Source organism: Brevundimonas aurantiaca, from assembly GCF_904830995.1.
GTDB lineage: Bacteria > Pseudomonadota > Alphaproteobacteria > Caulobacterales > Caulobacteraceae > Brevundimonas > Brevundimonas aurantiaca.
On the sequence record NZ_CAJGVD010000001.1, the window covers coordinates 2,001,059 to 2,027,523 of the forward strand.

General features: G+C 67.9%; 31 protein-coding genes. 10 read left to right on the forward strand and 21 right to left on the reverse strand.

What is annotated here, in order from left to right:
• Positions 1-121: 121 nt before the first annotated feature.
• A complete protein-coding gene (locus tag JMT67_RS09870) occupies positions 122-334 on the forward strand; it encodes a hypothetical protein (RefSeq protein WP_152949135.1) in 213 nt (70 codons plus the stop codon).
• A gap of 69 nt (positions 335-403) precedes the next feature.
• A complete protein-coding gene (locus JMT67_RS09875; protein ID WP_201463358.1) occupies positions 404-904 on the forward strand; it encodes a pyridoxamine 5'-phosphate oxidase family protein in 501 nt (166 codons plus the stop codon).
• A gap of 43 nt (positions 905-947) precedes the next feature.
• Here JMT67_RS09875 and argF read toward each other — a convergent pair whose 3' ends face one another.
• The 5 genes from argF to JMT67_RS09900 form a co-directional block, all read right to left on the reverse strand.
• Positions 948-1,862, reverse strand: a complete 915-nt coding sequence (argF, locus tag JMT67_RS09880; RefSeq protein WP_201463359.1) for an ornithine carbamoyltransferase — start codon at positions 1,860-1,862, stop codon at positions 948-950.
• 85 nt (positions 1,863-1,947) lie between these two features.
• Complete coding sequence (locus JMT67_RS09885; RefSeq protein ID WP_182714625.1) at positions 1,948-2,355, reverse strand: GxxExxY protein; 408 nt, start codon at positions 2,353-2,355, stop codon at positions 1,948-1,950.
• Between the two features lie 27 nt (positions 2,356-2,382).
• A complete protein-coding gene (locus JMT67_RS09890; RefSeq protein WP_267904156.1) occupies positions 2,383-3,600 on the reverse strand; it encodes an aspartate aminotransferase family protein in 1,218 nt (405 codons plus the stop codon).
• 97 nt (positions 3,601-3,697) lie between these two features.
• Positions 3,698-4,591, reverse strand: a complete 894-nt coding sequence (locus tag JMT67_RS09895; protein WP_201463361.1) for a M28 family metallopeptidase — start codon at positions 4,589-4,591, stop codon at positions 3,698-3,700.
• Between the two features lie 38 nt (positions 4,592-4,629).
• Positions 4,630-5,463, reverse strand: coding sequence for an ABC transporter permease (locus tag JMT67_RS09900; protein ID WP_201463362.1), 834 nt, complete (start codon positions 5,461-5,463; stop codon positions 4,630-4,632).
• A gap of 311 nt (positions 5,464-5,774) precedes the next feature.
• Here JMT67_RS09900 and gcrA point away from each other — a divergent pair, with 311 nt between their 5' ends.
• A complete protein-coding gene (gcrA, locus tag JMT67_RS09905; protein ID WP_054764228.1) occupies positions 5,775-6,311 on the forward strand; it encodes a cell cycle sigma 70 cofactor GcrA in 537 nt (178 codons plus the stop codon).
• 249 nt (positions 6,312-6,560) lie between these two features.
• Here gcrA and apaG read toward each other — a convergent pair whose 3' ends face one another.
• The gene (gene apaG, locus JMT67_RS09910) at positions 6,561-6,968 is read right to left on the reverse strand and encodes a Co2+/Mg2+ efflux protein ApaG (protein ID WP_152949141.1); all 408 of its coding nucleotides are present in this window, start codon (positions 6,966-6,968) and stop codon (positions 6,561-6,563) included.
• 81 nt (positions 6,969-7,049) lie between these two features.
• On the opposite strand from apaG, the gene JMT67_RS09915 reads away from it, so the two are divergent.
• Positions 7,050-8,075, forward strand: a complete 1,026-nt coding sequence (locus tag JMT67_RS09915) for a 2'-deoxycytidine 5'-triphosphate deaminase (RefSeq protein WP_201463363.1) — start codon at positions 7,050-7,052, stop codon at positions 8,073-8,075.
• Between the two features lie 161 nt (positions 8,076-8,236).
• Here JMT67_RS09915 and JMT67_RS09920 read toward each other — a convergent pair whose 3' ends face one another.
• Both JMT67_RS09920 and JMT67_RS09925 read right to left on the reverse strand, forming a co-directional pair.
• The gene (locus JMT67_RS09920; protein WP_456061819.1) at positions 8,237-9,529 is read right to left on the reverse strand and encodes an MFS transporter; all 1,293 of its coding nucleotides are present in this window, start codon (positions 9,527-9,529) and stop codon (positions 8,237-8,239) included.
• Entirely contained in the window at positions 9,526-10,002 is a 477-nt protein-coding gene (locus JMT67_RS09925; RefSeq protein ID WP_201463364.1) for a cupin domain-containing protein, read from the reverse strand. Before JMT67_RS09925 ends, JMT67_RS09920 begins: the two co-directional genes overlap by 4 nt.
• Positions 10,003-10,044: 42 nt before the next feature.
• On the opposite strand from JMT67_RS09925, the gene dapE reads away from it, so the two are divergent.
• The 3 genes from dapE to JMT67_RS09940 all read left to right on the forward strand — a co-directional run bounded on the left by dapE (position 10,045) and on the right by JMT67_RS09940 (position 12,255).
• Positions 10,045-11,232 (forward strand): succinyl-diaminopimelate desuccinylase, encoded by a 1,188-nt coding sequence (gene dapE, locus JMT67_RS09930; protein ID WP_201463365.1) that lies wholly within the window; start codon positions 10,045-10,047, stop codon positions 11,230-11,232.
• A 196-nt stretch (positions 11,233-11,428) separates the two neighbouring features.
• Complete coding sequence (locus tag JMT67_RS09935; RefSeq protein WP_201463366.1) at positions 11,429-11,782, forward strand: hypothetical protein; 354 nt, start codon at positions 11,429-11,431, stop codon at positions 11,780-11,782.
• A 41-nt stretch (positions 11,783-11,823) separates the two neighbouring features.
• On the forward strand, positions 11,824-12,255 hold the full coding sequence (locus tag JMT67_RS09940) for an SRPBCC domain-containing protein (protein WP_054764234.1): 432 nt from the start codon (positions 11,824-11,826) through the stop codon (positions 12,253-12,255).
• A gap of 4 nt (positions 12,256-12,259) precedes the next feature.
• Here JMT67_RS09940 and JMT67_RS09945 read toward each other — a convergent pair whose 3' ends face one another.
• The 9 genes from JMT67_RS09945 to JMT67_RS09985 all read right to left on the reverse strand — a co-directional run bounded on the left by JMT67_RS09945 (position 12,260) and on the right by JMT67_RS09985 (position 21,655).
• Positions 12,260-13,240: a type II secretion system F family protein gene (locus JMT67_RS09945; RefSeq protein ID WP_054764235.1), complete on the reverse strand. Its 981-nt coding sequence runs from the start codon at positions 13,238-13,240 to the stop codon at positions 12,260-12,262.
• A 9-nt stretch (positions 13,241-13,249) separates the two neighbouring features.
• A complete protein-coding gene (locus JMT67_RS09950) occupies positions 13,250-14,230 on the reverse strand; it encodes a type II secretion system F family protein (protein ID WP_183216647.1) in 981 nt (326 codons plus the stop codon).
• Positions 14,231-14,234: 4 nt separating this feature from the next.
• On the reverse strand, positions 14,235-15,689 hold the full coding sequence (locus tag JMT67_RS09955) for a CpaF family protein (protein ID WP_054766766.1): 1,455 nt from the start codon (positions 15,687-15,689) through the stop codon (positions 14,235-14,237).
• Between the two features lie 189 nt (positions 15,690-15,878).
• Entirely contained in the window at positions 15,879-17,447 is a 1,569-nt protein-coding gene (locus JMT67_RS09960) for an AAA family ATPase (RefSeq protein ID WP_233455852.1), read from the reverse strand.
• 5 nt (positions 17,448-17,452) lie between these two features.
• On the reverse strand, positions 17,453-18,136 hold the full coding sequence (locus tag JMT67_RS09965) for a CpaD family pilus assembly protein (protein WP_201463367.1): 684 nt from the start codon (positions 18,134-18,136) through the stop codon (positions 17,453-17,455).
• A 4-nt stretch (positions 18,137-18,140) separates the two neighbouring features.
• Positions 18,141-19,799: a type II and III secretion system protein family protein gene (locus JMT67_RS09970; protein WP_054764239.1), complete on the reverse strand. Its 1,659-nt coding sequence runs from the start codon at positions 19,797-19,799 to the stop codon at positions 18,141-18,143.
• Positions 19,796-20,773, reverse strand: coding sequence for a Flp pilus assembly protein CpaB (gene cpaB, locus JMT67_RS09975; protein ID WP_233455853.1), 978 nt, complete (start codon positions 20,771-20,773; stop codon positions 19,796-19,798). The genes JMT67_RS09970 and cpaB overlap by 4 nt, the downstream gene beginning before the upstream one ends.
• 76 nt (positions 20,774-20,849) lie before the next feature.
• Positions 20,850-21,371 (reverse strand): A24 family peptidase, encoded by a 522-nt coding sequence (locus JMT67_RS09980; protein ID WP_201463368.1) that lies wholly within the window; start codon positions 21,369-21,371, stop codon positions 20,850-20,852.
• A 107-nt stretch (positions 21,372-21,478) separates the two neighbouring features.
• Positions 21,479-21,655: a Flp family type IVb pilin gene (locus JMT67_RS09985; RefSeq protein WP_182713898.1), complete on the reverse strand. Its 177-nt coding sequence runs from the start codon at positions 21,653-21,655 to the stop codon at positions 21,479-21,481.
• A 240-nt stretch (positions 21,656-21,895) separates the two neighbouring features.
• On the opposite strand from JMT67_RS09985, the gene JMT67_RS09990 reads away from it, so the two are divergent.
• Genes JMT67_RS09990 through JMT67_RS10000 form a run of 3 tightly spaced genes read left to right on the forward strand, consistent with a single transcriptional unit; the run spans position 21,896 to position 23,397 of the window.
• Positions 21,896-22,309, forward strand: coding sequence for a pilus assembly protein N-terminal domain-containing protein (locus JMT67_RS09990; RefSeq protein ID WP_182713897.1), 414 nt, complete (start codon positions 21,896-21,898; stop codon positions 22,307-22,309).
• 3 nt (positions 22,310-22,312) lie between these two features.
• The gene (locus JMT67_RS09995; RefSeq protein WP_054764242.1) at positions 22,313-22,843 is read left to right on the forward strand and encodes a TadE/TadG family type IV pilus assembly protein; all 531 of its coding nucleotides are present in this window, start codon (positions 22,313-22,315) and stop codon (positions 22,841-22,843) included.
• A complete protein-coding gene (locus JMT67_RS10000; RefSeq protein WP_054764243.1) occupies positions 22,843-23,397 on the forward strand; it encodes a TadE/TadG family type IV pilus assembly protein in 555 nt (184 codons plus the stop codon). Before JMT67_RS09995 ends, JMT67_RS10000 begins: the two co-directional genes overlap by 1 nt.
• Here JMT67_RS10000 and JMT67_RS10005 read toward each other — a convergent pair.
• Genes JMT67_RS10005 through JMT67_RS10020 form a run of 4 tightly spaced genes read right to left on the reverse strand, consistent with a single transcriptional unit; the run spans position 23,349 to position 26,418 of the window.
• Entirely contained in the window at positions 23,349-24,695 is a 1,347-nt protein-coding gene (locus JMT67_RS10005) for an anthranilate synthase component I family protein (protein WP_201463369.1), read from the reverse strand. The two genes, JMT67_RS10000 and JMT67_RS10005, sit on opposite strands and share 49 nt — an antisense overlap.
• Positions 24,692-25,483: a tyrosine-protein phosphatase gene (locus tag JMT67_RS10010; RefSeq protein WP_201463370.1), complete on the reverse strand. Its 792-nt coding sequence runs from the start codon at positions 25,481-25,483 to the stop codon at positions 24,692-24,694. Before JMT67_RS10010 ends, JMT67_RS10005 begins: the two co-directional genes overlap by 4 nt.
• Before the next feature lie 9 nt (positions 25,484-25,492).
• On the reverse strand, positions 25,493-25,795 hold the full coding sequence (locus JMT67_RS10015) for a winged helix-turn-helix domain-containing protein (RefSeq protein WP_201463371.1): 303 nt from the start codon (positions 25,793-25,795) through the stop codon (positions 25,493-25,495).
• Positions 25,795-26,418 (reverse strand): hypothetical protein, encoded by a 624-nt coding sequence (locus tag JMT67_RS10020; RefSeq protein WP_183216633.1) that lies wholly within the window; start codon positions 26,416-26,418, stop codon positions 25,795-25,797. The genes JMT67_RS10015 and JMT67_RS10020 overlap by 1 nt, the downstream gene beginning before the upstream one ends.
• Positions 26,419-26,465 lie beyond the last annotated feature (47 nt).

Below are 26,465 nucleotides of genomic sequence, written 5' to 3' on the forward strand. Positions count from 1 at the left end.
GCCTGTGGAAATCTCGCCGCACCCTGTGTTTCTGGGCCGATCAGGGTTAACGTCGCCTTAAGATTAAGACTTCGGCAAGACTTCCCTTGCGCAACCGACCGGGCTTGGGCAGGTGCAGCCGATGGACCTGAACGCCACACTGATCCTGCTGGTCGCCGCCCTGGCGGTCATGGTCTTCGCCGGCTGGCGGGGCGCCCAGCCGCCCAATCCGTTCAAGGGGCCGCGAATGACGCCCTGGCGGTTCATCATGCTGGGCGCCGCGGCCCTGGCCCTGCTCTTGCTGATTCATCTGGCGACCCTGTTCGGCGCCGAACGCGCGCCCTGGATTCCCTGAGCCGTCCCCCGTCAGGAACCCGATCCGAGCCCGACCATTGTCTCCGCGACCCCAAAGGAGACGCACGACATGGCCGACACCCTGACCCCTGCCCAGGCCGAGAAGGAATTCTGGGACAGTCTGAAGGACTCCAACACCGGCATGCTGGGCCTGGACCAGGCCGGCTACCACCATCAGCCGATGACCGGCTTCGGCGAGCCCGAGACCGGGACCATCTGGTTCTTCAGTCGCGACGACACCGACTTCGCCCGCGACGTGGCCGTGGGCGGTCAGGACGGCATGTTCTGCTACCAGGCCAAGGACCAGAAGGTTCAGGCCTGCATCCACGGCGCCCTGTCGATCGACCAGGACCGCGCGCGCATCGACAAATACTGGAATCCAGTCGTGGCCGCCTGGTACCCGGACGGCAAGGGCGATCCGCACCTGACCCTGATCCGCTTTGACGCCGAGGACGGTCGGGTCTGGGTGTCGGACAAGGGCGGCCTGGGCTTCGGCTACCAGATCCTGAAGGCCAATCTGACCAAGACCCAGCCGGACGTCGGCGGCGTGTCGGACGTCAATCTGAGCTAGAGCATGAGGCGGCGCCGAGATTTTCGTCTCGGCGCCGTTTCCATCAGCCTGCGAAACACCAGGCCAGAACCGCCTTCTGGGCGTGGATGCGGTTCTCCGCCTCGTCCCAGACCAGAGAGCGGGGACCGTCGATGACGGCGTCAGTCACTTCTTCGCCCCGGTGAGCGGGCAGGCAGTGCAAGAAGACCGCATTCGGATCAGCCAGCTCCATCAGGGCCTCGTCCACCGTATAGGGCTCGAAGGCCGCCAGGCGCGCCTCATAGTCCTGATCGCCCATAGAGACCCAGGTGTCGGTGACCACGATGTCGGCGCCCTTGACCGCCTCGCGCGGATCGCTGGTCAGGGTCACGGCGGCCCCGCCCTTTTCGAGATCGCGCAGGTCGGGATGGTATTCGGCCGGGCAGGCGACGTTCAGGTGGAAGCCGAACTTGGGCGCCGCATGCATGAAGCTGTGGCAGACATTGTTGCCGTCGCCGACCCAGGCGACGGTCTTGCCCGCGATTGGGCCGCAATGTTCCTCGATCGTCTGCAGATCGGCCAGGATCTGGCACGGATGCGACCGATCGGTCAGGCCGTTGATCACCGGCACGGTCGAAACCCGGGCGAAGCGTTCGACGTCCTCATGCCGATTGGCGCGGATCATCACCGCATCGACCATGCGCGACAGGACGCGGGCCGTGTCCTCGACGGGTTCCCCCCGGCCCAGCTGCATGTCCGAGGCGGTGGCGATGATGGAGGCGCCGCCCAGCTGGCGGATGGCCGCGTCGAAGCTGAACCGGGTGCGGGTCGAGTTCTTCTCGAAGATCATCGCCAGGACGTGGTCCTTGCCTGGCGCGTCGGCGTCGGCACGCCCCTGGGGCCAGCCCTTGCGGGCGGCTTTCCGCGCATGGGCGTCGTCCAGAATGGCGCGCAGGTCGGCGGCGTCCAGCTGATGGATGTCGAGGAAGTGGCGGGTCATGGGTGATCCGGTCGAGGCGAAAAAAGTTTCATCACAAAGAGCACAACGGCGTCACGACGAACACGACGGAAGGCGGCCGGTGAGATCATAAAACCAGACGGCGAAAGCCGTCCTTTAGTCTGGGCGTATTGAAGTTGATCAGATAGCCCAATCTGATCTGACTAAACCTCAGATAGGTGAGTATCTGAGCAGTATGGATCGACGCCAGGGCGTCGATCGCTTTCACCTCGACGATCACCTGACTCTCCACCAGTAGATCGAGCCGGAAACCGACATCCAATCGGTCTTCGCGATAGTGGACGGGGATGGCGACCTGCCGTTCAACGGCAAGACCCGCACGCATCAGATCGCTGGCGAGGCAATGCTCGTAAACCGACTCCAGCAAGCCCGGCCCAAGTTCCCGATGCACGGCGAAGGCCGCGTCCATAACGGCGCGACCGACCTCGTTCACTTTCGGGGAAACAGGCTCCCTCCCGTCGTGGCCGTGGTGCATTCGCCGTGCCCGTTGTGATGAAACCGATCAGGCGGCCCACCTCTCGCGGGCGGCCTCGCAGGCGGCTTCGAACCGGGTGATCAGTTCGCGGGCCTCGTCGAGCGTCAGGTTCAGCGGCGGCAGCAGACGTACGCAGTTGTCGCCGCCGCCGGCGATCAGCAGCTGTTGCGTGTCGCGCGCCAGGGCCATGAACTCGCGATTGTTCGGAACCAGCTTGACCCCGATCAGCAGCCCCTTGCCGCGCACATCGACGATGACGTCCGGGAAGCGGGACTGAAGCCCGGCCAGCTGCTGCTTCAGATAGCCGGCGATCTCATTGACGTTGTTCAGGATCTCGGGCGTGTTGATCAGGGACAGGGCCTTGCCCCCGACGGCCATGGCGAGCGGATTGCCGCCGAAGGTCGAGCCGTGGACGCCGACCGTCATGCCCGAGGCGGCCTCGGCCGTGGCCAGGCAGGCGCCGATGGGGAAGCCGCCGCCCAGGGCCTTGGCCACCGCCATGATGTCGGGCGACATGCCGGCCCATTCGTGGGCCCACAGCTTGCCGGTCCGGCCCATGCCGCACTGGACCTCGTCGAAGATGATCAGGACGCCGTGCTGGTCGCACAGCTCACGCAGTCCGCGCAGGCACTGTTCCGGCATGGCGCGGCAGCCGCCCTCGCCCTGGACGGGCTCGACGATGACGGCCGCCGTGGTCGGATTGGCGATGGCCGCCTTGATGGCCTCGTGGTCGCCCCACTTCAGCTGGTGGAAGCCTTGCATGGCGGGGCCGAAGCCCTCGGTGTAGCTGGGGTTGGCGGCGGCGTTGATGGCGCCGTAGGTGCGGCCGTGGAAGGAGCCGTCGAAGCCGTAGATGTCGATCCGCTCGGGCGCGCCCTTGGCCGAATGATATTTGCGCGCCGTCTTCAGGGCGCATTCGACCGCTTCCGTGCCCGAGTTGGTGAAGAAGACCACGTCGGCGAAGCTCGCGTCGCACAGGGCGTCGGCCAAAGCCTCCTGGCCCGGGATGCGGAAGATGTTGGACACGTGCCACAGCTTCTCGGCCTGATCCTTGACCGCCTGGACCAGTTCGGGATGGGCGTGGCCCAGGCCGTTGGTCGAGATGCCGGCGACGCAATCGAGATATTCGGTCCCGTCGGTCGACCACAGGCGAGCGCCTCGGCCGCGTTCCACTTCCAGCGGCGCGCGATTGTAGACACCCATCAGATGGTTCGTGGACACGGGACTAAGACCTCCAAAAGCGATACGGCCCCGACGCGAGGCGCGACGGAGCCGGTTTCATAGGGACAGGGGTTGTCGGATGAGTGACGGTGTTAGTCAACACCGGCGCCATGGGCTTTCGTCAGGGCGCCGCCCGATCCAGCCGCAGCGTCAGGTCGGCGATGAAGCGGCCGAAACGGGCCACGTCCTCGCCGTTCAGATAGGACAGCTTGTCCTCGGTCGAATGGATGCGCTGGAAGACCGGCGGGACGAAGCCCTCCTTCAGGCCGTTGTCCTCGCCGCCGTTGAAGGCCAGCCACATCTGGTGGGCGCCGACGGCGTCCTGGGTTCCCAGCGAGACTACGGGCACGCCGGCCGCTGAGAAGACCCGGTCGTCGCTGGGCGGATAGACGGGGAAGGCGACGCAGTTGACGCCCTGCTCCGCGCACTGGCTGCGCAGGGCCGCCAGGACGAAGCCGGACTGGGCGCCGTTGTTCTCGCCGTACATGACGGTGCGGCCATAGGCGGCGACGTCGGCGTTGATCACGGCGTGGATGCGGCTCTTGTCGTGGCTCTCCAGCCAGGCCTTGGCGCCGATCAGGCCCAGCTCCTCCTGGTCGGTCAGGACGAAGATCAGCCGGTGGCCGGTCGTCTGGCCCTTCAGCGTCTTCATCGCCTCGATCATGGCCAGGACCGAGCCGGCGTTGTCGACGATCCCTTGCGACATCGACCCGTCGCGCAGTTTCACCGCGTCATAGTGGGCGGTCAGGACGATGTCCTTGGGCCCGTCGCCCAGGGTGACGACCACGTTCGAGCCGGCCATGGGACCGGTGCGTTGATTGCCGCCCTCGAAGGTCTGGACTTCGTGCGGCAGACCGGCGGCCGTCAGTTGATCGACGATGACAGCCATGCGCTCGGCGTTCGTCGGCTTGACGAAGGCGGCGGCGGCCGTCTGGATCGTGGCGCCGGACTCCTGGGCGGCGGCCGGAAGGGCGACAAGAAGCGCCGCAGCGGCGACGAGCGAACGGAACAGCATGGCGGACCTCCCCAAGACGATCCGCCAGAGTTATCCGCCTAGCTCTTCAGACGCCAGCCCGAACGGAACACCAGCCAGCAGATCGTTCCCATGACAACCATCAGGACGGCCGATCCGATCACGCCGATCGTCAGATTGCTCTCAGCATGGCCGATGAAGCCGTAACGGAAACCGTCGATCAGATAGAAGAAGGGGTTGTAGCGGCTGATCGTGCGGAAGGGTTCGGGCAGGTTCTCGACCAGATAGAAGGTGCCCGACAGGAAGGTCATCGGCATGACGATGAAGTTCTGGACCGCCGCCAGGTGATCGAACTTCTCGCTCCACAGACCCGCCAGCACCCCGGTCATCCCCATGATGAAGCTGGCCGAAAGGGCGAACCAGACGATGGCCAGCACATTGGCGACGCCAAGCGGCGCGAACGGCAGGACGCACAGGGCCGTGACCAGACCGACCACCGCGCCCCGCGTCGCCGCGCCCAGGGTAAAGCCCATGGTCAGCTCCAGCGGGCTGAGCGGCGGGGTCAGGAAGTCGGTGGCCGTGCCCATGATCTTGGCCTGGATCAGGCTGGACGAGGCGTTGGCGAAGGCGTTGTTCAGCATGGCCATCATGATCAGGCCGGGCGCCACGAACAGGGCGAAGGGCGTGCCGTGCAGCGGCGGGCGCGCGTCCTGGAGCGCGACCACGAAGACCAGCATATAGAGCAGGGTCGTCACCACCGGCGCAGCCACCGTCTGGGCCCCCACCTTCCAGAACCGCCGCACCTCGCGCAGATACAGGGTCTGAACCCCGATCCAGTTGATCCCCGGATAGCGCCGCGGCTGCGGCAGTCCGGACGGGCGGGTGGCGATCAGGTCGGGCGTGGTCTCGGTCATGAGCCGCCAGATGCGCTTTGCGCCCTTGCTGCGCAAGGGAGTGGCGAGTGGTTAGTGACGAGTGGCGAGAAGGCGCGGGCGTTCAGAGTGCGAACCATCGCCGACCGGAAGGCTCAGAGACGGCGGACGCAGCAGGCTGCCACTCGCCACTCGCCACTCGCCACTCAAGCGATTCAACATCTGGTTTCTGTGGACAGTGCGATTCGCACATATTGCGTCTGTTAACGGCTGGTTTACGATTAGTGGTAGGTCAAGACCCCAGAGGGGGAGCCTGAACCTAGATATTGAATCCAAACTCGCTGGAGGGTGGCATGACCGCAGGCTGGACTGACGACCGCGTAGGCGCGCTGAAGAAGCTCTGGCTGGAAGGCCAGTCCGCGAGCCAGATCGCCAAACAACTGGGCGGCGGGGTCACCCGCAACGCCGTGATCGGCAAGGTTCACCGTCTGGGCCTGTCGGGCCGGGCCGCCCCGTCCCAGCCGGCGCGCACCGCCGCGACCTTCCGCACCGCCCGCCCGCGCCCTGCGGCCCCGGCCGCGACGGCGGCCGCCCAGCCGGCCGCGCCGCGCCGCCTGGAAGTGGTCCAACCCAAGGCGGTTCAACCGGCCGCTCCGGCGCCCGCCCCGATCCCGGACCTGCCCGGCACGGCCACGGTGATGACCCTGGGCGCCCATATGTGCAAATGGCCGATCGGCGATCCGTCGTCGCGCGAGTTCAGCTTCTGCGGCCGCCGCGCCTCGGAAGGCGTCTATTGCGTCGAACACGCCCGGGTCGCCTACCAACCCCAGGTCAAGCGCGGCAAGGACGGCTCGTCCGACTTGGCTCGCAGCCTGCGCCGCTACATTTAAGGGCGACATGTTTGGAGGCGCTACCGCGCTTCGCGCTACTTGAGCGCCGCGCGGCAGCGGCGCTCTGCGCTCAAGTCCTGAGCGACCGCGTCGCGAACATAGCGCACTAAAATGAAGCGGGTCATGCCCGCGTCACAGATGCTCCTTATGGAGCCGACCTCCCCCTCGCCGGTCGCGCAAGCGGCCGGCGAGACTCTAGGGGGCGGGGCTGCGGTTCATCCGGGTTGACGCAGCCCCATCCGCTTTCGCTCAGTTCAACACCCGTCTTGCACCGGGTGTATCCAGCGAGAAGGCCGGGATCTCGACCTCGAAACTGCGCCCCTCGGCGTCGGTCATATAATAGGCCCCGACCATGGACCCGCTGTCGGTCGGCAGGGGACAACCCGAGGCGTAGGCATAGCTGCCGCCCGGCTCAATGACCGGCTGTTCGCCCACCACGCCCGGCCCGCGCACCTCCTCGACATGGCCGTGGCCGTCGGTGATGGTCCAGCGGCGGGCCATCAGCTGGACCGTCGTCCCGCTCAGGTTCACGATCTCGACCTGATAGGCCCAGACCCAGCGACCCTCGTCCGGGTCCGACTGGCCCGCCAGATAGGAGGGCCGGACCCGGATCAGTATGCCGTTCGTTTCGGCGGTATAGGCAGGACCATCGTGCATGGGCTATATGCTCGCCCCGCCGCGCGCGGGCCGCAAGCGCGACTTGGCGACAGGTCGCGAAAACCGTGTGAGACTGACGCCATGAACGCCTTCCAAGCGCCCCGTCCCGGCATCCTGCCCGCCCAGTCCATCGAGACCCTGATCGCCGCCGGCGCCATCACGTCCGACACCCCCTTCGATCATGACCAGGTTCAGCCCGCCAGCCTGGATCTGCGACTTTCGGACCAGGCCTGGCGCGTGCGCGCCTCCTTCCTGCCCGGCCGGCGCAAGGTCGAGGAACGGATCGCCGACGTGGCCATGCACCGGATCGAGATCACCGACGCCGGCGTCGTGCTGGAAAAGGGCTGCGTCTACATCGTGCGCCTTCAGGAGCGGCTGAACCTGCCCAAGGGGCTGATCGCCCGGGCCAATCCCAAGTCCTCGACCGGCCGGGTGGACGTCTTCGTGCGCCTGCTGACCGACCAGGGCGCCAGTTTCGACGATGTGGCCGAGGGCTATGACGGCCCCCTCTATATGGAGGTCGCGCCCCAGACCTTCTCCATCCTGGTGCGACCCGGCACCCGGCTGAACCAACTCAGGCTGAAGGCCGGCGATCCGCCCAAGCTGGAGACCCGCTCGGTCGGCGTCGATCTGCAGGGCGGCGACATCGTCGGCTTCCGCGGGCGCCGCCACGCCGGGGTGGTGGATCTGGACCATATCGACGGCCACGACCCGCGCGACTTCTGGGAGCCGCTGACCCTGCGTCGCGGCGAACTGCTGCTGGATCCGGGCGAGTTCTACATCCTGGCCTCGTCCGACGACGTCGAAATTCCGGTCGATCAGGCCGCCGAAATGACCCCCATCGACCCGTCGGTAGGCGAGTTCCGCGTCCACTACGCCGGCTTCTTCGACCCTGGCTTCGGCACGGATGAGGCGCACGGCGCCGGCTCCAAGGGGGTGCTGGAGGTCCGCACCCACGATACGCCGTTCCTGCTCGAGCACGGCCAGATCGTCGCCCGCCTGGTCTATGAGCCCCTGACCGAACGGCCCAGCCGGCTGTATGGCGAAAGCGGCAGCCACTATCAGAACCAGGGCCTGAAGCTGTCGAAGCATTTCAGGGGATGGTGAGCCGGCGCTAAGGTCTCCTCCCCGCTTCGCGGGGAGGTGGCTCGGAGCGACGCGGAGAGACGGAGGGGTTCTTTCCGCACCACAGAAGCCCGTGTGGCTTCAAGAGCCCCTCCACCGCTTCGCGGTCCCCCTCCCCACTGCGTGGGGAGGAGACGCGGTCGTTAAGTCAGCTTGTCCGCCTTCCGCAGCCCCGGGAACATCGCCGACCAGGCGCCCGTGGCCGCCAGGGCCCCGAGCCCGCCGAACACCGCCGCCCCGACCGCGCCCAGCATTCGCACCATGACGCCGGAATAGGCCTCGCCCAGTTCGTTCGAGGCGCCTATGAACAGCATGGAGACCGACGAGACCCGGCCGCGCATATGGTCGGGCGTGGCCAGCTGGATCAGGGTCTGGCGCACATTGACGCTGATCATGTCCGCCGCCCCGCCGATCAGCAGGGCCAGGCCGGACAGCCAGACGATCTTGGACAGGCCGAAGGTCAGGGTGCACAGGCCGAACACCGCCACGGCCGAGAACATCCAGCGCCCGCCGTTCCGCCGGATCGGGAAACGGCTCAGATAGATGGCCATGCCCATGGCCCCGACGCCGAAGGCCGCGCGCAGCAGGCCGAAGCCCTGGGGTCCGACATGAAGGATGTCGCGGGCGAAGATCGGCGTCAGAAGCGCGACGCCCGCCAGCAGGACCACGACCAGGTCCAGCGAAATGGCGCCGAGCACGATCTTGGTCTTCCACACATAGGCCAGCCCCTCCTTGACCGAGTCGATCGGCGACAGGGGATTGGCCTGGGGCGCCGGCTTGCCGCTGGTGCGGATCAGAATGAAGGCGGCGACGGCCAAGAGGAACATGCCCAGCGACACCGCATAGGCCAGGGGCACATTGACGCCCACGATCACCCCGCCCAGGGCCGGACCGGCGATGGCCCCGGTCTGGAAGGCGATGGACTGGGCGGCGATGGCCGGCGGCAGGGCCTTGCGGCCCACCACCATCGGCAGGAAGGCCTGGCTGGCCGGCGCCAGGAAGGCTCGCGCGGCGCCGAACAGGGCCGCGACCGCCAGAAGCCCCCACAGGGGCGGGTTTCCGTGCAGCGCCATGGCCAGAAAGGATCCGGCGCAGGCCGCCTCGACCAGGATGGAGACCCACACCGTGCGCTTCCTGTCCCGCCGGTCGGCCATGGCCCCCGCCGGCAGGGTGAAGGCCAGAAGCGGCAGGAACTGACACAGGCCGACCGGGCCCAGATACAGGCTGGCCTGTTCGATCGGATGGTCGCGCCGGGCGATCTCATAGCCCTGCCACAACAGGGCCGAGGACTGGATCTGAATCGCCAGAACCGCGACCACCCGGCCGAACCACAGAAGGCGAAAGTCGCGGATGCCCCAGGGGCTGTCCGGTCCCTCGGGCGGAGGCGGCGGAACCGGCGGGGCGGCGGGGGCGGTGTCGAGGGTTTCTGTGCTCACGTGCGTCTGGGGAACTTCGGATAGGGCGAACCGTCGCGGTGGAAGTAGCGGTCCGCGCCCGCAGGCAGGACCATGTCGATGTCGGGATAGTCGCAAGGGGTGACAGTTTGGCTGCGCGTGCCGACCTCGAGCAGAACCGCCTCACGGCCGGATCGGTTCTCGATCCGGTGGCCGTTGGGGACGCCGGCCTTGAAACCGGCGCAGTCGCCGGCGCGAAGCACGGTCTCGCCGTCGTCCTCGACCAGGACGACCTCGCCCTCGACCACCATCACGAACTCGTCTTCGGCCTCGTGCCAGTGGCGCTGGCTGGACCAGGCGCCGTCAGGCAGGCGCAGCAGGTTGACGCCGAACTGGGTCAGGCCCGCCGCATCGCCCAGCTTCCAGCGGCGGCGCGACAGACAGGGGCCGGCGAACGCGTCCGGATAGGTCGTGCCGTCGCCTCTGGGCGCGCTGTCGATGTCGATCTTGGGCATGGGACTTCTCGCCGTTGCGCGATGTCCCTAAAGCATAGGCGCATGAGCCGCGCATCAACTCCTGTGATCGATCCTGTCGAACTGACCCGCGACCTGATCCGTATTCCCTCGGTTACCCCCGCCGACGAGGGGGCCATGGACGTGCTGGAACGGCATCTGACGGCCCTGGGCTTCCACTGCCGGCGCCTGGCCTTCGAGGGGCCGGGGGGCGAAGGGGTCCATGCGCGGATCGAGAACCTGTATGCGCGGCGCGGAACCGCCTCGCCCAACCTGTGCTTCGCCGGCCATACGGACGTGGTGCCGACCGGGCCGTCGGAACAGTGGTCGTCGCAACCCTTCACCGCCGAGGTCAGGGACGGCGTCCTGTACGGACGCGGCGCGGTGGACATGAAGGGCGGGATCGCCGCCTGGGTCGCGGCCGTGTCCCAGGTGCTGGCGGAGGGCGAACCGAAGGGCTCCCTCTCCTTCCTGATCACCGGCGACGAGGAAGGCCCGGCGCTTCACGGCACCAAACGGGTGGTCGAGACCCTGGCGGCCGAGGGCGAGGTGATCGACGCCTGCATCGTGGGCGAACCCTCGTCGTCGCAGCACCTGGGCGACATGATCAAGGTCGGTCGGCGCGGCTCGCTGAACAGCTGGATCACCGTCACGGGCAAACAGGGCCACGTCGCCTATCCCGAACGGGCGGCCAATCCGGCCCCGGTGATCGCCCGACTGATGAGCCGGCTGAACGACCATGTGCTGGACGACGGATACGAAGGCTTCCCGCCGTCGAACCTGGAGATCACCACGATCGACATCGGCAATCCGGCGACCAACATCATCCCGGCCGAGGCGAAGGCGCGGCTGAACATCCGCTTCAACCCCCGCCATACGGGCGATGCTCTGATCGAATGGCTGAACCGCGAGGCTGGGGCCATCCAGGCCGAGACCGGGCTGCAGATCACCCTGGACCACCTGTGTTCCGGCGAGGCCTTCCTGACCGAACCCGGCGCCTTCGTCAGCGCCGTGCAGGACGCCGTCGAGGCCGAGCTGGGCCGCCGCCCCGAAGCCTCGACCACCGGCGGCACCTCCGACGCCCGCTTCATCCGCGCCCTGTGCCCGGTGCTGGAGCTAGGCCTGGTCGGCCAGACCATGCACCAGATCGACGAACGGGTGCCGACAGCGGAGCTGGAGGCGCTGACGGCCGTCTATCGCCGGGTGATCGAGACGGTGTTCGAGCGGTTGTAGTCATATCCGTCTCCTCCCCGCTCTGCGGGGAGGGATCGCGAAGCGGTGGAGGGGCCTGTCCGCCGCACCGAGTCCGGGTCAGCAGCCCCTCCGTCACGGCGCTGAAGAAGCGCCGCGCCACCTCCCCGCTAGGCGGGGAGGAGACGACGAACCCATTCCGCTTGTGCAACGACCATCGCTCGGCGACACTCGAATCATGGCCGTCGAAGAGTTCAAGAGCGCAAAGACCGAGTGGAAGGATGTGGTCCTGGTCTGCCGCAAATGCTCCAAGAAGCTGGACGGCGGTTTCGGGCCGGACGGGGACCTGACCCTGAAGAAGGCCCTGCGGAAATATCTGCACCTGAAGAAGGGCAAGAAGGGGCGCAAGGGGGCGCTGACCGTCACCAGCGCCGACTGTTTCGACATCTGTCCCAAGGGCGCCGTGGTCGCGGTCAATACGGCCCAGCCCAAGAAGCTGCTGATCATTCCGGCCGGCGCCGACCTGTTCGAGGTCAAGACGCGGTTGGGGCTGGACGACGGGCGGCGGCTGAAGAGGGTCGTTCCCGACTGAGACGTCTTCCTTCCGCCGGCCAGCCGTGTCAGATCGGCGCCATGGAAGACGCCAAGATCGAACGACGCGCCGGGGTGCAGGCGACCTCTGACCGGCTCTGGGAGCTGGTCTCGGACCTGCCCGGCTGGAACCGCTGGAATCCGCACGAGACCGATGTGGAGGGCGCCATCGCCTTTGGCGGCCAGCTGACGATCACCGAGGCCTTTCCCGGCCAGGGCGAGCGGCGGGCGGCGGCCCGGGTTGCGGAATGGCGGCCCTATGTGCGGCTGGTCTGGACCGAGAACCGGGGCTTTCTGTTCCGCACCCTGCGCTACATCGACATCGAGGAGCTGGAGAAGGGGCGCTGCATCGTCTCGTCTGGCCACAAATTCGCGGGCCTGCGCGGCGAACTGTTTCACGACAAGCACAGAAACGCCCTGCGCGAGGCGCACCAGGCCATCGTCGACGGATTGAAGGCCGCCGCAGAAGGCTGACGCTTCAGCCTTTGGCCATGGTGTCCATGATGTTCAGGATCGCCGGGCCCAGGATGACGATGAACAGGACCGGCAGGAAGAACAGGATCATCGGCACCGTCAGCTGGGCCGGCAGGGCCGCAGCCTTCTTCTCCGCCGCCGACAGGCGCAGTTCGCGGTTCTCCTTGGCCATGACGCGCAGGGCCGAGGACAGGGGGGTGCCGTAGGTCTCGGCCTGGGTCATGGCGACCGCCACCGACTTGACGCCTGGATGGTTGGTGCGCCGGCCCAGGTTCTCATAGGCCATGCGGCGGTCCGGCAGATAGCTGAGCTCGGCCGACAGCAGGGACAGTTCCTCGGCCAGTTCGATCGAGGAGGAGCCGATCTCCTGGCTGACCTTGTTGACGGCCGCCTCGATCGACATGCCCGCCTCGACGCAGATCAGCAGCAGGTCCAGGGCGTCGGGAAAGGCCAGCATGATCGAGGCCCGGCGTTTGGCGATGCGGTTCTTCACATAGAGGTTCGGCGCATAGAAGCCGGCGACCACGGCGCCCATACAGGCGCTGATCTTGTTCATCGTCGGCCAGTCGACGATCTTGAGCACGAACAGATAGAAGACCGCCACCGCCAGGAACAGGAAGGGCGAGGCGAAGCGGAAGAAGTAGAAGGTGGTCAAGGGACGCGGACCGCGATAGCCGGCTTGGGCCATCTGGTCGGCGACCTTCGGGTCTTCCAGCAGCTTGGTCAGGTTCAGCCGGTCGACGAGCAGCTTCTTGAAGCCCTCGTCATCGCTGTGGCGCAGCGCGCCCTGGCCCGACTGGATCGCAGCGCGTGAGCGACGCTTCAGGTCGTCGCGGCGCTCCGAAACCGCCTTCATCCGCTTGTCCAGCTGAACGCCCCGGGTCATGGAAGACAGCAGGGTCAGGACGGTGGCGAAGACCAGCACCCCCACCCCTATGCTGAGCAGGTTTTGCGGGTCGGTGATGAAGCGAATGAAACCGTCCATGTCCCCGCCTCAGATCTTGAACGAGATCATGCGCTTCATGACGAAGACGCCCAGTCCCATCAGAACCCCCGCCAGCAGCAACAGGGCGTTGCCGCGGATGTCGGTGAACAGGGACATCATGTAGCCGGGACTGGTGAACATCACCATGGCCATGACGGCCGGCGGCAGGGAGCCGATGATCCCGGCCGAAGCCAGGGCTTCGGACGACATGGCCTTGACCTTTTCGGCCATCATCCGGCGGGCGCGCAGAACCGCCGACAGATTGCCCAGGGCCTCGGCCAGATTGCCGCCGGTCTTCTGCTGGATGGCGATGACGATGGTGAAGAAGCGCAGCTCCGGCGACGGCATGCGCTCGTACATCCGCTCCAGCCCCTGTTCCAGCGTCATGCCGACCCCCAGGCCCTCGACCAGCAGCTTGAACTCGGGCCCCAGGGGCGCCGGGCTTTCGCGGGCGATGATCTTGAAACACTCGTGGACCGGCAGGCCGGACTTGATGCCCCGCACGATGACGTCGACGGCGTTGGGGAACTCCAGGGAGAATTTCTTCATCCGGCCCTTGGCCAGGAAGCTGACGATCCAGCGCGGCAGGCCCAGCGCCACCCCCACGCCCAGACCGAGCGCCAGAATGACGTGCAGCCCGAACACCAGGCCCAGCAGGGCCGCGATCCCGCCGGCGACGGCGCTGACGATGTAGAAGGTCCGCACGCCTATGCTCAGGCCCGCCTGTTTCAGCCGCACTGACATGGTGGCGCGGGCCTTGCGCTCGCGGCGATCGGCCTCTTTCAACTGTTCGGCGATCTGTTTGCGGCGGGCCTCGGGCGTACTGGCCGCGGACGCCGCCCTGCGCGCCGTGGCGGCGTTTCGCTTGGTCTCGCCCAGCTTGTTGGCCCGCTTCAGGGCCTGGCTCGAGGAATCGTCTCCACCGACGAAGACCCAGCCCAGGCCGCCGATGGTGATGAAGGCCAGAACAGCGGCGAGAATCGGCAGCATGCCCCTACTCCGCCGCGTCCAGGGCGTCGGCCAGCTCGCGCTCCAGCCCATAGTAGCGGGCGCGGTCCCAGAAGCGGGGACGGGCGATGCCGGTGGAGCGGTGGCGGCCGATGATCTTGCCGTTCTCGTCCTCGCCGGTGATGTCGTAGACGAACAGATCCTGGGTCACGATCACGTCGCCCTCCAGACCCACCACCTCGGTGATGTGGGTGATGCGGCGCGAGCCGTCGCGCAGGCGCGCGGCCTGGATGATGACGTCGACCGAGCCGACGATCATCTCGCGGATGGTCCTGGACGGCAGGCCGTAGCCGCCCATGGTGATCATCGACTCCATCCGGCTGATGGCTTCGCGCGGGGAGTTGGCGTGCAGCGTGCCCATCGAGCCGTCGTGGCCGGTGTTCATGGCCTGGAGCAGGTCGAAGGCCTCGGGCCCGCGCACCTCGCCGACGATGATCCGCTCGGGCCGCATCCGCAGACAGTTCTTGACCAGGTCCCGCATGGTGATCTGGCCCTGGCCCTCCAGGTTGGGGGGCCGGGTCTCCAGGCGCACGACGTGCGGCTGCTGCAGCTGAAGTTCGGCCGCGTCCTCGCAGGTGATGACCCGCTCGGTCGGGTCGATGAAGGCCGTCAGGGTGTTCAGCAGCGTCGTCTTGCCCGAGCCGGTGCCGCCCGAGATGACCAGATTGCATCGTGAAGCGCCGATGACGCCGAGGACGCGCGCCCCCTCGGGACTGATGGAGGCGTACTCCACCAGATTCTTCATCGTCAGCTTGTCCTTCTTGAACTTGCGGATCGTCAGGGTCGGTCCGTCGATCGCCAGGGGCGGAGCGATGACGTTGACGCGCGAGCCGTCGGGCAGGCGAGCGTCGCAGATGGGGCTGGATTCATCGACGCGGCGACCGACCTGAGAGACGATCCGCTGGCAGATGTTCATCAGCTGGGCGTTGTCGCGGAAGCGGACATTGGTCAGCTGGACCTTGCCCCCCACTTCGATGAAGACCCGGCCGGCGCCGTTGACCATGATGTCGGCGATGTCGTCGCGCGCCAGCAGCGGCTCCAGCGGGCCATAGCCCAGGACGTCATTGACGATGTCCTGGACCAGGTGCTCCTGCTCGGCCACCGACATGGAGACGTTCTTGATCGCCACCAGTTCGGCGACGATGTCGCGGATCTCTTCCGACGCCGTCTTGTTGTCGAGCTGAGCTAGGTTGGCCAGATCGATGGTGTTCATCAACGCATTGAAGATGGTGGTCTTCGTGGCGTGATAATAGTCGCTCTGTTCCCGGACGATCTCGGCGACCGCCTGGGCCTTCTTCAACTGTTCGAAACCGGCGGTCGGCCGGGGCCCTGCAGCCTTGCCCCCCGACGGGGGCGGGGGCGCCTCGGACGGGGATGAAGGTCGGGCCGCCAGGGCGTCCAGCCGGTCCGGCTTGGGCGGGGCCGCCCCGACCGGGTCCATCTCGCCGAAACCGGCCGCCGCAGTCAGATCGTCAGGTCCGCCGAAGGCGAAGGCCTCGGTCTGGACGCCGGGCGTCGGCTGACGCAGGGGCGCGTCAAAACCCGTGGCGGCGGGCGGCGCGGCAGAGGGCGCCTCGCGCAGGGGCGCCGCGCCGACGCCGGGTTGACCTGTGCGTTTGCCGAACATCCGTCAGCGTTTCTTGAACAGAGAGCCGAAGAGGGATTTGGACGCCCTGTCCTCCTCGGCGGGTCGCGCCGCCTTGACGGGCTTGCCTACGGCCGCAGCCGGCAGCTCTCGGCGCGAGACGATCTGGGCCAGGGTCTGGAAGGCTTCGGCCGCCTTGGTCTTGGCGCCGGCGTCCAGGATCATCTGGCCGTTGTTGGCCGCCGCCCCGAAGGTCTTGGCGTCGAACGGGATGATCAGGCTGGGATGCACGCCCAGGGCGGCGCCGAAATCCTTGGCCGGAATTTCCGGCCGGCCGGGCACGCCGACCTGGTTCAGCACCAGACGCGGCGGAGCGTCGTTGGGCCGGCCCTGACGGACCAGGTCGATCATGTTCTTGGCGTTGCGCAGCGCCGCCAGATCGGGGGTCGCCACCACTACCACCTCGTCGGCGCTGATCAGGGTGCGGCGCATCCACGGCGACCAAAGATGCGGCAGGTCCAGGATGACGAAGGGGGCGGTGGCGCGGATACGCGTCGTGACCTCTTCAAACGCCTCGGTGGAGATGTCCCAGTCGGTGTCCAGGGTCGCCGGGGCCGCGAACAGGCTCAGCTTGTCGGTGCAGCGGACCATCATCCGGTCCAGCAGGGTCGCATCCAGACGGTCCGGCTGGCCCAAGGCGTCGACCACCCCGTTCAGCGGATCCTGGTTGAAGTCCAGCCCGGCCGTGCCGAACGGCAGGTCGTAGTCGACGATGACGGTGTTGGCGCCGATCCGCTCAGAGATCGCATAGGCGGTGTTGTGCGCCACGGCCGAGGCGCCCGCCCCGCCCCGCGCGCCGACGAAGGCGATGGAGCGGCCGACGAAGGGCTGGGCCGGATCGTTGAACAGGCCGCCGATCGCCGCGATCAGCTGCAGGGGCTGAAGGGGGGCGACCAGATATTCGCTGACGCCGCGCCGCATCAGTTCGCGGAACAGAAGGATGTCGTTGGTCGCCCCGATCACCACCACCTTGGTGCCGGTGTCGCAGACCTCGGCCAGCTGATCCACCTCCCACAGCAGGGTCTGGGGGTCCTTCAGGCATTCGACGATGATCAGGGGCGGGGTCGGCTCATGGCGATAGGTCTCGACCGCCCCCATGACCCCGCCGATGCGGATCTGGGTGGTGGCGCGCGACAGGCGCCGGTCCTGGGCCGCGCGCTCGGCTGCGGCCAGGGTGTCCTGACGTTCGGCGAAAACATGGATGGCGATGCGGGGCACCGACACCTCGCCTATGGCGCCGACGGGCGCCAGGCTGGTCTCGGCCGACATCATGGGCGCCAGAGCGGGCGCCGAATGGGGCGTCGCCGCAGGCGCGGGCGCAAGCGTCGACTGCGCCCTGGCCACCATCTCGCCGACAGGATTGAAGCTTGAGGACGCGGGGGCCTGGGGCGAACCCCCGCCGGAGGGCGCCGGCTGGCCCGGATGGGGGCCGGCGCTCAGGAAGGCGGCCGATCGGGCGTCCGAGGTCGGGAAGGCGGACGGCTCGGAAAAGTCCATGTCGACGTCGAAACCGTCGTCCAGGGCGTCGAAGGGGCGAGGCGCGGCGGGGTTCATCAGGCTCAGTCCACCGCCGTCGAAATGCGCGCGCTCTCCACCAGCGTCTCCTGGGGTGCGGCGGTCTGCTCGCCGGCGGCGTATTTGTCGAACACCACCGTGCGCCGCCCGGCCGAGGCGGGGGTCATGGCGCGCGGCCCTGCAATGTCGCGCGGGTCGGCGATCTGGGCCGCCAGATTGGCGTTGACCGCGCAGCCGAAGTTGGACGAGGACCTGTTGTCCCCGGTCCGGCTCAGATTGCCCCAGGCCGTTCCGCAGCGGGGCACGGCCGCCTGGACGGTTTCGAAACCGACCAGGACCGGCGCGCGCGGATTGGGTCCGTCATAGCCGACGATGCGAAGCCGGTCTCCACCCACACCGAGGCGCGTCAGGGCGTCGCGCACGGCGTAGGCGGTCTGGGCGGCGACCGGATCGTCCCCGGCCGGCGCCTCGATCGTGATAGAACCGGCGCCGACGGCGGCGAACCGTTCGACCAGGGCGGCTAGGGCGGCGTTCTGATTGGCCGAAAGGCCGTCGTCGTGAACGGCGAGGGCGATCCGGTCCAGGCCGGTCTCCACCTGGAGCGCATAGCGGGAGGTCGGCGTCAGGGGCGGTTCACCGCCCAGGCTGCCTGGGCCGCCGACGCAGGCGGAGAGACCGAGCGCCGCGCCGGCCAACAGGGCGAGAGGCAAGAACGAGAGACGGGTCATGAGCTCACTCGATCACATAGCCGACGGCGCCCTGCCAAGCGGCGCCTGAACCGGCCGGTCCGGGAGCGGGCGCGCCATAGACCTGGTTCAGCTGTCCGAACAGGATGGTCTGGGAATCCGTGGCGATCCGCAGGCCGTCGGCAGGGGTCTGCATCCGATCCGGCGAGGTGGGACTGACGATATAGGGCTCGACGATGACGACCAGCTCGGTCTCGCCGTTCAGATAGTCGCGCGAGCGGAACAGGGAGCCCAGCACCGGCAGATTGGTCATGCCGGGCAGGGAATCGACCGCCTGCCTCGTGCTTTCCTGCAACAGGCCGGCGATCATCATCGCGCCGCCTGACGGCAGTTCAACCGTGTTTTCGCTGCGTCGGACGGTCAGGCCCGGCAGGGTGATGGACGAGGCCGTGCCGGCGCCGATGGTGAACCCGCCCTGTTCGGTCAGTTCGGACACCTCGACCTTGACCTGAAGCGAGATGCGGCCGCCCGACAGGACGATGGGCCGGAAGGCCAGGCCCACGCCGTAGGGCTTATAGGTCACGGTGATGTTGCCGTCCCGATCCCGCCCGGTCGGCAGGGGAAACTCGCCCCCGGCCAGGAAGTTTGCGGATTCGCCGTTCACCGACGTCAGATTGGGCTCGGCCAGGGTCCGGGCCAGACCGACCCGCTCGAACGCCTCCAGACAGCCGGTGGCGTTCGTGCCCGTCATGGTGCGGAAGGCGGTGGAGGCGATATCCTGGATGGCGTTCGAGACCGAGGCCGCGCTCGAGGAGCCGGTCGACGCCTGGGCCAGGGCCGTTCCAGGGACCTGAACCAGATTGCCGTTGACGTCGGTGACCGTAACCGTTGTCGGGAAGGGGGCGCCCGTCCAGGTCTGGGAGGCGCTGGCGTTCGAGCCGGCGCTCGTCTGACTGCCGCTGGAGACCGTGCTGGTCCCGTTCGTCGTCCGACCGCCGGTCTGATTGTAACACAACCCCCCGCCTCCGACCGCCGCCCCGTTCACCCCATAGGTGTTGGGGCGACTGAAGCCGTAGGAGTGGATGCCCGAGCCCTTCAGGATGTCGGCGTTGAAACCCAGTTGCTTCAGGCTGCTGCGCTGCACCTCGACCACGCGCACCTTCAGCGTCACCTGGTCCGAGCCGGAGACGCTGATCATATTGATCACCTTTTCCGGGGCCGAAACGAAGGCGCGGGCGACCTGGGCCGCCTGGGCCGCCTGGGCCGGGCTGTCCGCCGTTCCGGTCAGTATGACGCTGTCGTTGACGGCCTCGGCGTGGATGCCGCCGCCGGGGGCCACGCGGCTGAGCGTGTCCTGCAGGGCGCTGACGCCCGCATCGACCCGGACGCGCAGGCTCAGAATGGTGCGGCCGGCGGCGTCCAGGAAGACGGCGTCGGTCTCACCCGGCGCGATCCCGATCACGGTGATCCGGCGCGGCGAATGCAGCATGGCCTCGGCCACCTGCGGATTGGAGACGATCACGTCACGGGCGTCGGCCGGCAGATCCACGGCGAAGGAGGTGCCGCGCGGCAGGTTGATCAGCCGCGGCGCCGTCCCCATCGACACGGCGGCACGCGTCTGGGCAGTTCCGGCGGCCGGCGCCAGGACCAGGCCGGCGGCGGCGACCGTGATCAGGACGGCCTTGGACAGGATCGAGGCTCTCACGGCGTCACCACGGTTTCAGGCGTCCCGCCGCGATAGACCCGCACGTTGCGCGTCAGGACCGCCGCCTGGGGCGCGCGGGTCGCGCCGGACGGCCCCGCCGTATCGGCGTAGGAGCGCAGCGACAGGGACAGTTCGCCCTCGGACTTGGCCTGGGCCAGAAGCACGGCGTCTTGGGGGCGGACCTCCAGGGTGGCGGTCGCCCCGACCACGGCCTGGGCGTCGTCGCCGACGCGGGTGGACTGGTCGATGGCCAGGACCTTGACGTTCTGCATCACTGTGGCCGACGAATATTTGGAGCCCGAGCCGCCGCCCTCCACCGCCCCGGAAGGAGTCTCCTTCTGGGCGGTCAGGACGACGTCGACCCGGTCGCCGGGCAGGATGAAGCCGCCGGCGGCCGATTCCACCGTGACCGCAATGGCCATGGCGCGCATGCCGGGCTCCAGATAGGCCGCCAGATAGCCGCTGTCGCCCGCGCGCACGATCTTGCGCGCCACGATCGGCTCTCCGGCGAGAATGGGTTCGCGCACGACCGAGCCGACATAGTCGGACTTGACTCCGGTCCCGACCAGGCGGCCGGCGGCCTCGCCGACCCGCTGAACCGCGCCGGCGGTCTTGTCGGCGACGGCCTTTTCATCAGCGGGCTTGGCCTCGGCCGGCTTGTCGGCGGCGGCGGGAAGCGGGACGGAGCCGTCGCTGATGAAGGCGGGGTTCAACTGATCGACCGGCCAGTCCTTCCAGGACAGGTCGCTGTCGGTCAGGCGTTTGCCGGGCTCCAGATCGCGGGCAGCGACCAAAATCTTGGCCATGGGGCGCGCCTCGACAGGCGCGGCGGCGGCCGGCGCGGCGGGCTCGCCCTGCCCCATGGCGCGCACGACCAGAGCCAGGCCCAGTGCGGACACGGCGGCGATGCAAAGGACGACGATGCGGGCGGGCTTCATCCAGACGATCTCCGGCAGGCGCGGCGAGCCGGACATGATCCTCGCCCCCTACCGTTAACGATCATGAGGCCCGAGAGTTAACGCTTCCTAAGCGACGCCCGCTTGCGCAACCTCAAGAAACCGCCAAGGCGCGAACGACCATGTCGCCCTCGGGAAAGGTCATCAGGGCGCCGATGGCGATGGCGACGCCATAGGGAATATCGCCCTTGGGCTCCAGCAGGCGGGCGACCCACGGAAGGCGCGGCGGGAGCGGAGACAGCAGAGGATAGTATTGGCGGGCGAGGATCAGCAGGAGGCAGAAGCCGCCGCCGGCCAGGGCGATCCACAGGAGCAGCGGCCCCAGATCGCCGAACCCCAACCACAGGCAGGCCGCAGCCAGGGCCTTGGCGTCCCCGCCCCCGATCCAGTTCAGGGCGAACAGAGCCATGCCGAGGATCAGGGCGGCGAAGCCGACGCCCAGATGGACGGCGATCTCAGGCAGGGTCAGGCCGACGAGCAGGGCCGCCGGAAAGAAGGCGGCCAGCAGGGCCAGGGAGATCCAGTTCGGAATCCGCATCGTGGCCAGGTCGTGCAGACCCGTGGCCACCATCAGGATCGGAAAGACGGCCAGGAAGGGAAGGCTCAGAAGGTCCATGACCCCATGCTGGCACGGGCGGATTAAGGCCGGGTTGCCGCGCCACAAAGAAGAAGGGCCGGAGCGTGCGCTCCGGCCCTTCCCAGGCTTCAAGACGTTGAGGCGTCTTAGGACTTCTTGCCTTCCAGGCCGTCGGAGACGGCTTGAAGCTTGGTGTTAAGGTTGGTGCCGATGGTGCCGAGCACGGTGATGATCACGACGGCGATCAGAGCGGCGATCAGGCCGTATTCGATGGCGGTGGCGCCGGATTCGTCCTTAGCGAAACGCGAGATGAACTTGGTCATGGTGAGTTCCCTTGTGTATATGTCTAGCGAGCAACTTGGCGGGGGGAGCCGGTAGCCCGCTTGACCCCCAAAACGCACGGTTAGAATGACCAAGAGGCGTTAAGGCCAGGTCACGGTTTTTAGTTACCTGCGGATTCACCACAGAAAATCCCGGATCGACGAACTTCAGCCTTTGTTGAGGAAGCCTGGGCCATCATGCGCGCGTCCGCGCTGATGCGCGCCCTTGTTTCAGAGCCGCCGATGCCCCGCCTTTCCATCGCCGTCATCACCGCCGTCCTCGCCCTGGCCGGCCTGCCCGCCCAGGCGCAGAGCCCGAACGGCGCGCTCAATGTCGAGATCGACCGCTCCGCGCGCGTCCAGCTGCGGGGCGCCGCCGCCTCGGTCATCGTCGCCAATCCTCAGATCGCCGACGTCACCGTGGTGGACGCCAACACCCTGTTCATCGTCGGAAAGGGCTATGGGGTGACCGAGGTGGTGGCGGTCGACGGCGTGGGCCGCACCCTGTTCCAGCGCGAGATCGTGGTTACCGGCGGATCGACCGGATCGGTTCGGGTCTGGCGCGGGGCCCAGGCCACGGAAATGACCTGCGGCGCCTCCTGCGCCCCCAGCCTGCGCGCCGGCGCCGCCGCGACCGGCCCGGCCTCGGCGCCCTGATCCATGGCGGCGCTGGATCGTTCTCCCCGTCGCGGCTCCGCCGGTCACCGTGAAGGCGCGGCGGCGGTGGAGTTCGCCCTGGTCGCCACCCCCTTCTTTCTTCTGCTGTTCTCGATCTTCCAGCTGGGTCTGGTCTTCATCACCGACGCCGTCGCCGAAAACGCCCTGTTGACCGTCAGCCGCGAAATCCGAACCGGCGAGGCCCAGGCCAAGGGTCTGGATCAGGCCGGGTTCAAACAGGCCTTCTGCGATCAGATGAGCGTGTTCAAGAGCGACTGCGCCGCCCGCGCCACCGTCGATGTCCGGGTCGTCGCCAAATTCTCCGACAATATCGACCCGCCCAAGGACGAGAACGGCGTCCTGGACCTGTCCAAGACCGGCTACGACCCCGGCGCGGCCCAGAATCTGGTCGTCGCGCGTGTCTGGTACAAACAGCCGATGATCGTGCCCGCCCTGACCCAGTCCGTGAGCGCCGCGGGGCCCGGACAGATCATGATCTCCGCCACCACCGCCTTCCGCAACGAGCCCTTCTGATGCGCCGGTCCCTGATGCGCAGGCTGGCGCGCGACGAGACCGGGGTCTCTGCGGTCGAATTCGCCCTGATCGCCCCGGTCATGATCCTGTTCTATGCAGGCATGGTCGATCTGTGTCAGGGCTATATGGCTGTGCGTCGCACCAGCCATGTGGCCGCTTCGGTCGCGGATTTGACCGCCCAGTCCCGCGACATCACCAAGGCCGACATCGACAACGTCTTTTTGGTGGGCCCCTCCATCATGGCGCCCTTCGCCCCGGCCTCGCTGGAACAGAGGGTCAGCAGCGTCAGCCGGGACACGACGACCAAATATACGGTGAACTGGAGCCGCAGCTGGGCGGCCTCGGGCGGGAGTGGGGCCCTCAGCGGCCGACTCACCGTCGCGGACGCCGACATTCCCGCTGATCTCCTGCCGGTCGGGTCGTCGATCATCATCGCCGAGGCCCGCTACACCTACGCCTCGCCGTTCCAGCGCTTCCTGCCGTCCGCCAGCTTCACCCGCCGCGCCTATCTGAATCCGCGCGAGGTGACGCAGATCGCCTGTACGGACTGCTGACCCGTCAGAGCCTGTCTAAGGGCGGCGATCTTTGTTTCGGTCTCGGCAAGTTCGGACTGAGGGTCGCTGTCGGCGACGATTCCGGCGCCGGCCAGGGTGCGGAAGGTCCAACACTCGTCCCGGCGCTCGAACGCGGCGGTGCGGATCAGGACCGAGGCGGTCAGCCCCCCGCCGTCTTCCAGAATGAACAGCGACCCGCACCAGGCGCCGCGCGGCGGCTCATATTCGGCGATCACCTTCATGGCCTGGTGTTTGGGCGCCCCGGTGATCGAGCCGGGCGGGAAGGTCGCCTCCAGCAGGTCGGCCGGCGTCACCCCCGGCTCGGCCCGGCCGACCACGGTCGAGACCAGATGGTGGACGGTCGGATGGCTCTCGATCGCGAACAGCCGTTCGACCGCGACCGAGCCGACGCGCGAGGCGCGGGCCAGGTCGTTGCGCATCAGATCGACGATCATCAGGTTTTCGGCCCGGTCCTTGGCGCTGGCCTGAAGCGCGGCGGCCAGGGCCGCGTCCTCGAGCGGGTCGGCCGACCGGGCGCGCGTGCCCTTGATCGGCCGCGCCTCGATGCGCCGGGCCTCGCCGTCCAAGGCCAGGAAGAGCTCAGGCGAATTGGACACCAGGGCCCGGTCCCCGATCCGCCAGAAGGCGCCGTAGGGCGAGGCGCGCCCCTGTTGCAGCCGCAGGAAGACGTCGAACGGATCGGCCTTTGGCTTCAGCGCGCCGCCCCAGGCGCGGGCGATATTGGCCTGAAACAGTTCACCGGCCGCGATCCGGGCGACCACCTCGGCCACGGCGTCGCGATAGGCCTGGTCCGGCGCCTCGGCCGCAAAGGTCTCGGCCGGAGCGTCGGGAGTCGCAGGCGTGACCGCCGCCGCCCGCCATTTCGACGCCTGAACGGCCGCCGCCTCGGCCTGCGCCGCCGTCGCCCCCCGGCCGACGGCGCGAACACGCCGCTGATGATGGTCAAAGCTCAGCATGGCCGGATAGCGGGCCAGGATCAGGTCGGGCCACACCAGGGGCCGCTCGCCGGTCGCCGGTCGCGCGCCCGCGTCATAGGCGGCCAGTCCCACCGTCCCTGCGCTCCAGGCCGGATCGCGCAGGGGGTCGAACAGATCGGCTTCGACCCCGCCCACATGAACCCGATCCGGCGCCGTCGCCACATGGGACCAGCGGCCGCCGGGACCGCCGTCCGACAGCAGGGCCAGGGCGCCGTCCGTCCCACCGATCCCGGCCGCGACAGCCAAGGGGTCCGTCCACGGATGATCGCGGACGACCACATGGGTCAGGGCGCCGTTCACGCCGACAGCCGCGCCTCGATTCGGGCGCGCAGAGCGGCGTCGACGCCCAGGGCCTGTTCCAGATAGGCGTCCAGGGATCCGTATCGCGCCTCGACCTCGGCGAAGGCGGCGTCCAGATAGGCGGCCTCCACCCCGAGGAAGGCCACCACCGCGTCGTCGGAGGCGACACGGCCGGTCATCTCGTGCAGACGCCGGGCAATGGCGGGGGCGCGACCGACCAGATCGACGGCCGTATTGGTCAGCAGATAGTCCTCGATCAGGTCGTCGTGGTGGACGCCCAGCAGATGATGCGTCAAGGCGGCGAGAAAGCCGGTCCGGTCCTTGCCCGCCGCGCAGTGGATCAGCACGGGTCGGTCCTGATCGCCCCCCATCTGTCCCAGGGCTTGGAAATAGCGGCCGAAAACGTCGATGTGGGCGGCGTCGAACGGCAGGCTGCGATAGGTCTGGGTCATGAAACGCCGACCCGAATCCGGCGTCAGGTCCGCCGTTTTCAGGAAGGTGATGTGGGGCGCCTCGGCCCCGTCGTCGATCCCGCCCTCGATCACCAGGGCGTCGAAACCGTCATGCCGTCGCGAGGGCTGGTCGCGCCTTTCGCCCGGTCGGCGCAGATCGACCACCGCCCCCAGGCCGAACCCCTTCAGCCGCTCCAGATCGGCCTCGCTGGCCCGTGCGTGATGGCCCGAACGCAGCAGGCGGCCGGGGCGGATGCGTCGCCCGGCCGCCGTGGCGTAGTCGCCATAGTCGCGGAAGTTGTCGATGGCCTCGAAGGCGTGGAGACGGTCGCTCATGCACCGCTTCTAGCGCGCCGGAAGCAGCCCCGCCATGGCGTCCAGATAGGCGACGAAGGCGGCGCGGCCGTCTTCGGTCAGACGGGCCTGGGTCAGGGGCTTGCGGCCGATGAAGCTCTTGGTCACGGCGACGAAACCCGCCTCCTCCAGCTTCCTCAGATGGACCGACAGATTGCCGTCGGTCGTCTGCAGCCGGGTCTTCAAGGTGTTGAAGTCGGCTGTGTCCGCACCGGACAGATAGGCCATGATCCCCAGCCGGATCCGCCCGTGGATGACGTCGTCGATCCGGCTGATGTCGAAGTCATCGGCCATCAGACGATCTCCGACGGTTCCTGCCGCATCAGGATCAGACCGGGGACCAGGGCGACGGCGGCCAGGACCAGGGCATAGACCAGATAGATGGCCGGACTGTCCGCAAACCAGGCGACGGCGACGGCGCCGACGTAGGACATCAGGGCCGTGACGCTCATCCACCGCACGCGCGTCATGGCCGCCGCGACCATCCAGGCCGATCCATAGGCCGTCAGAACCACCGTCGGCATGACCGCCATCCAGGCCCAGCTTCCACTCTTCACCGACAGGGCGGTGAGGGCCAACCAGGTGACGAAGATGCCGAAGCCCACGCCGGACCAGGCCGCGCCCACCGCCCGATTGCCCGACGAATTATAGCCGGGGCGTCCCTTCATCCGCCCGATCAGCACGACCAGGGCGGCCGCGAAGACCAGGGCCGAACCGATCCAAAGCCAGAGCGCCGCCCAGGGATTCAGCGCGATCAAGTCGGTCTTGAGCGCCCACTGCCCCAGGCTGGCGCCTCCGAAGATGATGGCCGCAGCCACCAGTATGGGGCCCGCCAGCAGGGGCGCGTGCCGACCTTCGTGAGCCAAAGCCCGCATATAGGCGATGTCGTCTTGGATCGTCTGCGTGTCGCGCGTCATGGCGAACTCCTCCTGAAATCCGATGATCACAGGATGCACAATGCGCT

Coding starts and splice junctions, on each gene's coding strand:
- JMT67_RS10010 (WP_201463370.1), bottom strand. CDS start 25,483: ATGAGCGACCGTCTCCACGCCTTCGAGGCCATCGACAACTTCCGCGAC.
- dapE (WP_201463365.1), top strand. CDS start 10,045: ATGAGCCGCGCATCAACTCCTGTGATCGATCCTGTCGAACTGACCCGC.
- JMT67_RS09915 (WP_201463363.1), top strand. CDS start 7,050: ATGAACGCCTTCCAAGCGCCCCGTCCCGGCATCCTGCCCGCCCAGTCC.
- gcrA (WP_054764228.1), top strand. CDS start 5,775: ATGACCGCAGGCTGGACTGACGACCGCGTAGGCGCGCTGAAGAAGCTC.
- argF (WP_201463359.1), bottom strand. CDS start 1,862: ATGACCCGCCACTTCCTCGACATCCATCAGCTGGACGCCGCCGACCTG.
- JMT67_RS09960 (WP_233455852.1), bottom strand. CDS start 17,447: ATGAACCCCGCCGCGCCTCGCCCCTTCGACGCCCTGGACGACGGTTTC.
- JMT67_RS09870 (WP_152949135.1), top strand. CDS start 122: ATGGACCTGAACGCCACACTGATCCTGCTGGTCGCCGCCCTGGCGGTC.
- JMT67_RS09935 (WP_201463366.1), top strand. CDS start 11,429: ATGGCCGTCGAAGAGTTCAAGAGCGCAAAGACCGAGTGGAAGGATGTG.
- JMT67_RS09995 (WP_054764242.1), top strand. CDS start 22,313: ATGGCGGCGCTGGATCGTTCTCCCCGTCGCGGCTCCGCCGGTCACCGT.
- JMT67_RS10000 (WP_054764243.1), top strand. CDS start 22,843: ATGCGCCGGTCCCTGATGCGCAGGCTGGCGCGCGACGAGACCGGGGTC.
- JMT67_RS09980 (WP_201463368.1), bottom strand. CDS start 21,371: ATGGACCTTCTGAGCCTTCCCTTCCTGGCCGTCTTTCCGATCCTGATG.
- JMT67_RS09925 (WP_201463364.1), bottom strand. CDS start 10,002: ATGCCCAAGATCGACATCGACAGCGCGCCCAGAGGCGACGGCACGACC.
- JMT67_RS09965 (WP_201463367.1), bottom strand. CDS start 18,136: ATGACCCGTCTCTCGTTCTTGCCTCTCGCCCTGTTGGCCGGCGCGGCG.
- JMT67_RS10015 (WP_201463371.1), bottom strand. CDS start 25,795: ATGGCCGATGACTTCGACATCAGCCGGATCGACGACGTCATCCACGGG.
- JMT67_RS09895 (WP_201463361.1), bottom strand. CDS start 4,591: ATGCTGTTCCGTTCGCTCGTCGCCGCTGCGGCGCTTCTTGTCGCCCTT.
- apaG (WP_152949141.1), bottom strand. CDS start 6,968: ATGCACGATGGTCCTGCCTATACCGCCGAAACGAACGGCATACTGATC.
- JMT67_RS09900 (WP_201463362.1), bottom strand. CDS start 5,463: ATGACCGAGACCACGCCCGACCTGATCGCCACCCGCCCGTCCGGACTG.
- JMT67_RS09875 (WP_201463358.1), top strand. CDS start 404: ATGGCCGACACCCTGACCCCTGCCCAGGCCGAGAAGGAATTCTGGGAC.
- JMT67_RS09885 (WP_182714625.1), bottom strand. CDS start 2,355: ATGCACCACGGCCACGACGGGAGGGAGCCTGTTTCCCCGAAAGTGAAC.
- JMT67_RS09950 (WP_183216647.1), bottom strand. CDS start 14,230: ATGCTGCCGATTCTCGCCGCTGTTCTGGCCTTCATCACCATCGGCGGC.
- JMT67_RS09945 (WP_054764235.1), bottom strand. CDS start 13,240: ATGGACGGTTTCATTCGCTTCATCACCGACCCGCAAAACCTGCTCAGC.
- JMT67_RS09955 (WP_054766766.1), bottom strand. CDS start 15,689: ATGGACCCGGTCGGGGCGGCCCCGCCCAAGCCGGACCGGCTGGACGCC.
- JMT67_RS10020 (WP_183216633.1), bottom strand. CDS start 26,418: ATGACGCGCGACACGCAGACGATCCAAGACGACATCGCCTATATGCGG.
- JMT67_RS09985 (WP_182713898.1), bottom strand. CDS start 21,655: ATGACCAAGTTCATCTCGCGTTTCGCTAAGGACGAATCCGGCGCCACC.
- cpaB (WP_233455853.1), bottom strand. CDS start 20,773: ATGTCCGGCTCGCCGCGCCTGCCGGAGATCGTCTGGATGAAGCCCGCC.
- JMT67_RS09940 (WP_054764234.1), top strand. CDS start 11,824: ATGGAAGACGCCAAGATCGAACGACGCGCCGGGGTGCAGGCGACCTCT.
- JMT67_RS09990 (WP_182713897.1), top strand. CDS start 21,896: ATGCCCCGCCTTTCCATCGCCGTCATCACCGCCGTCCTCGCCCTGGCC.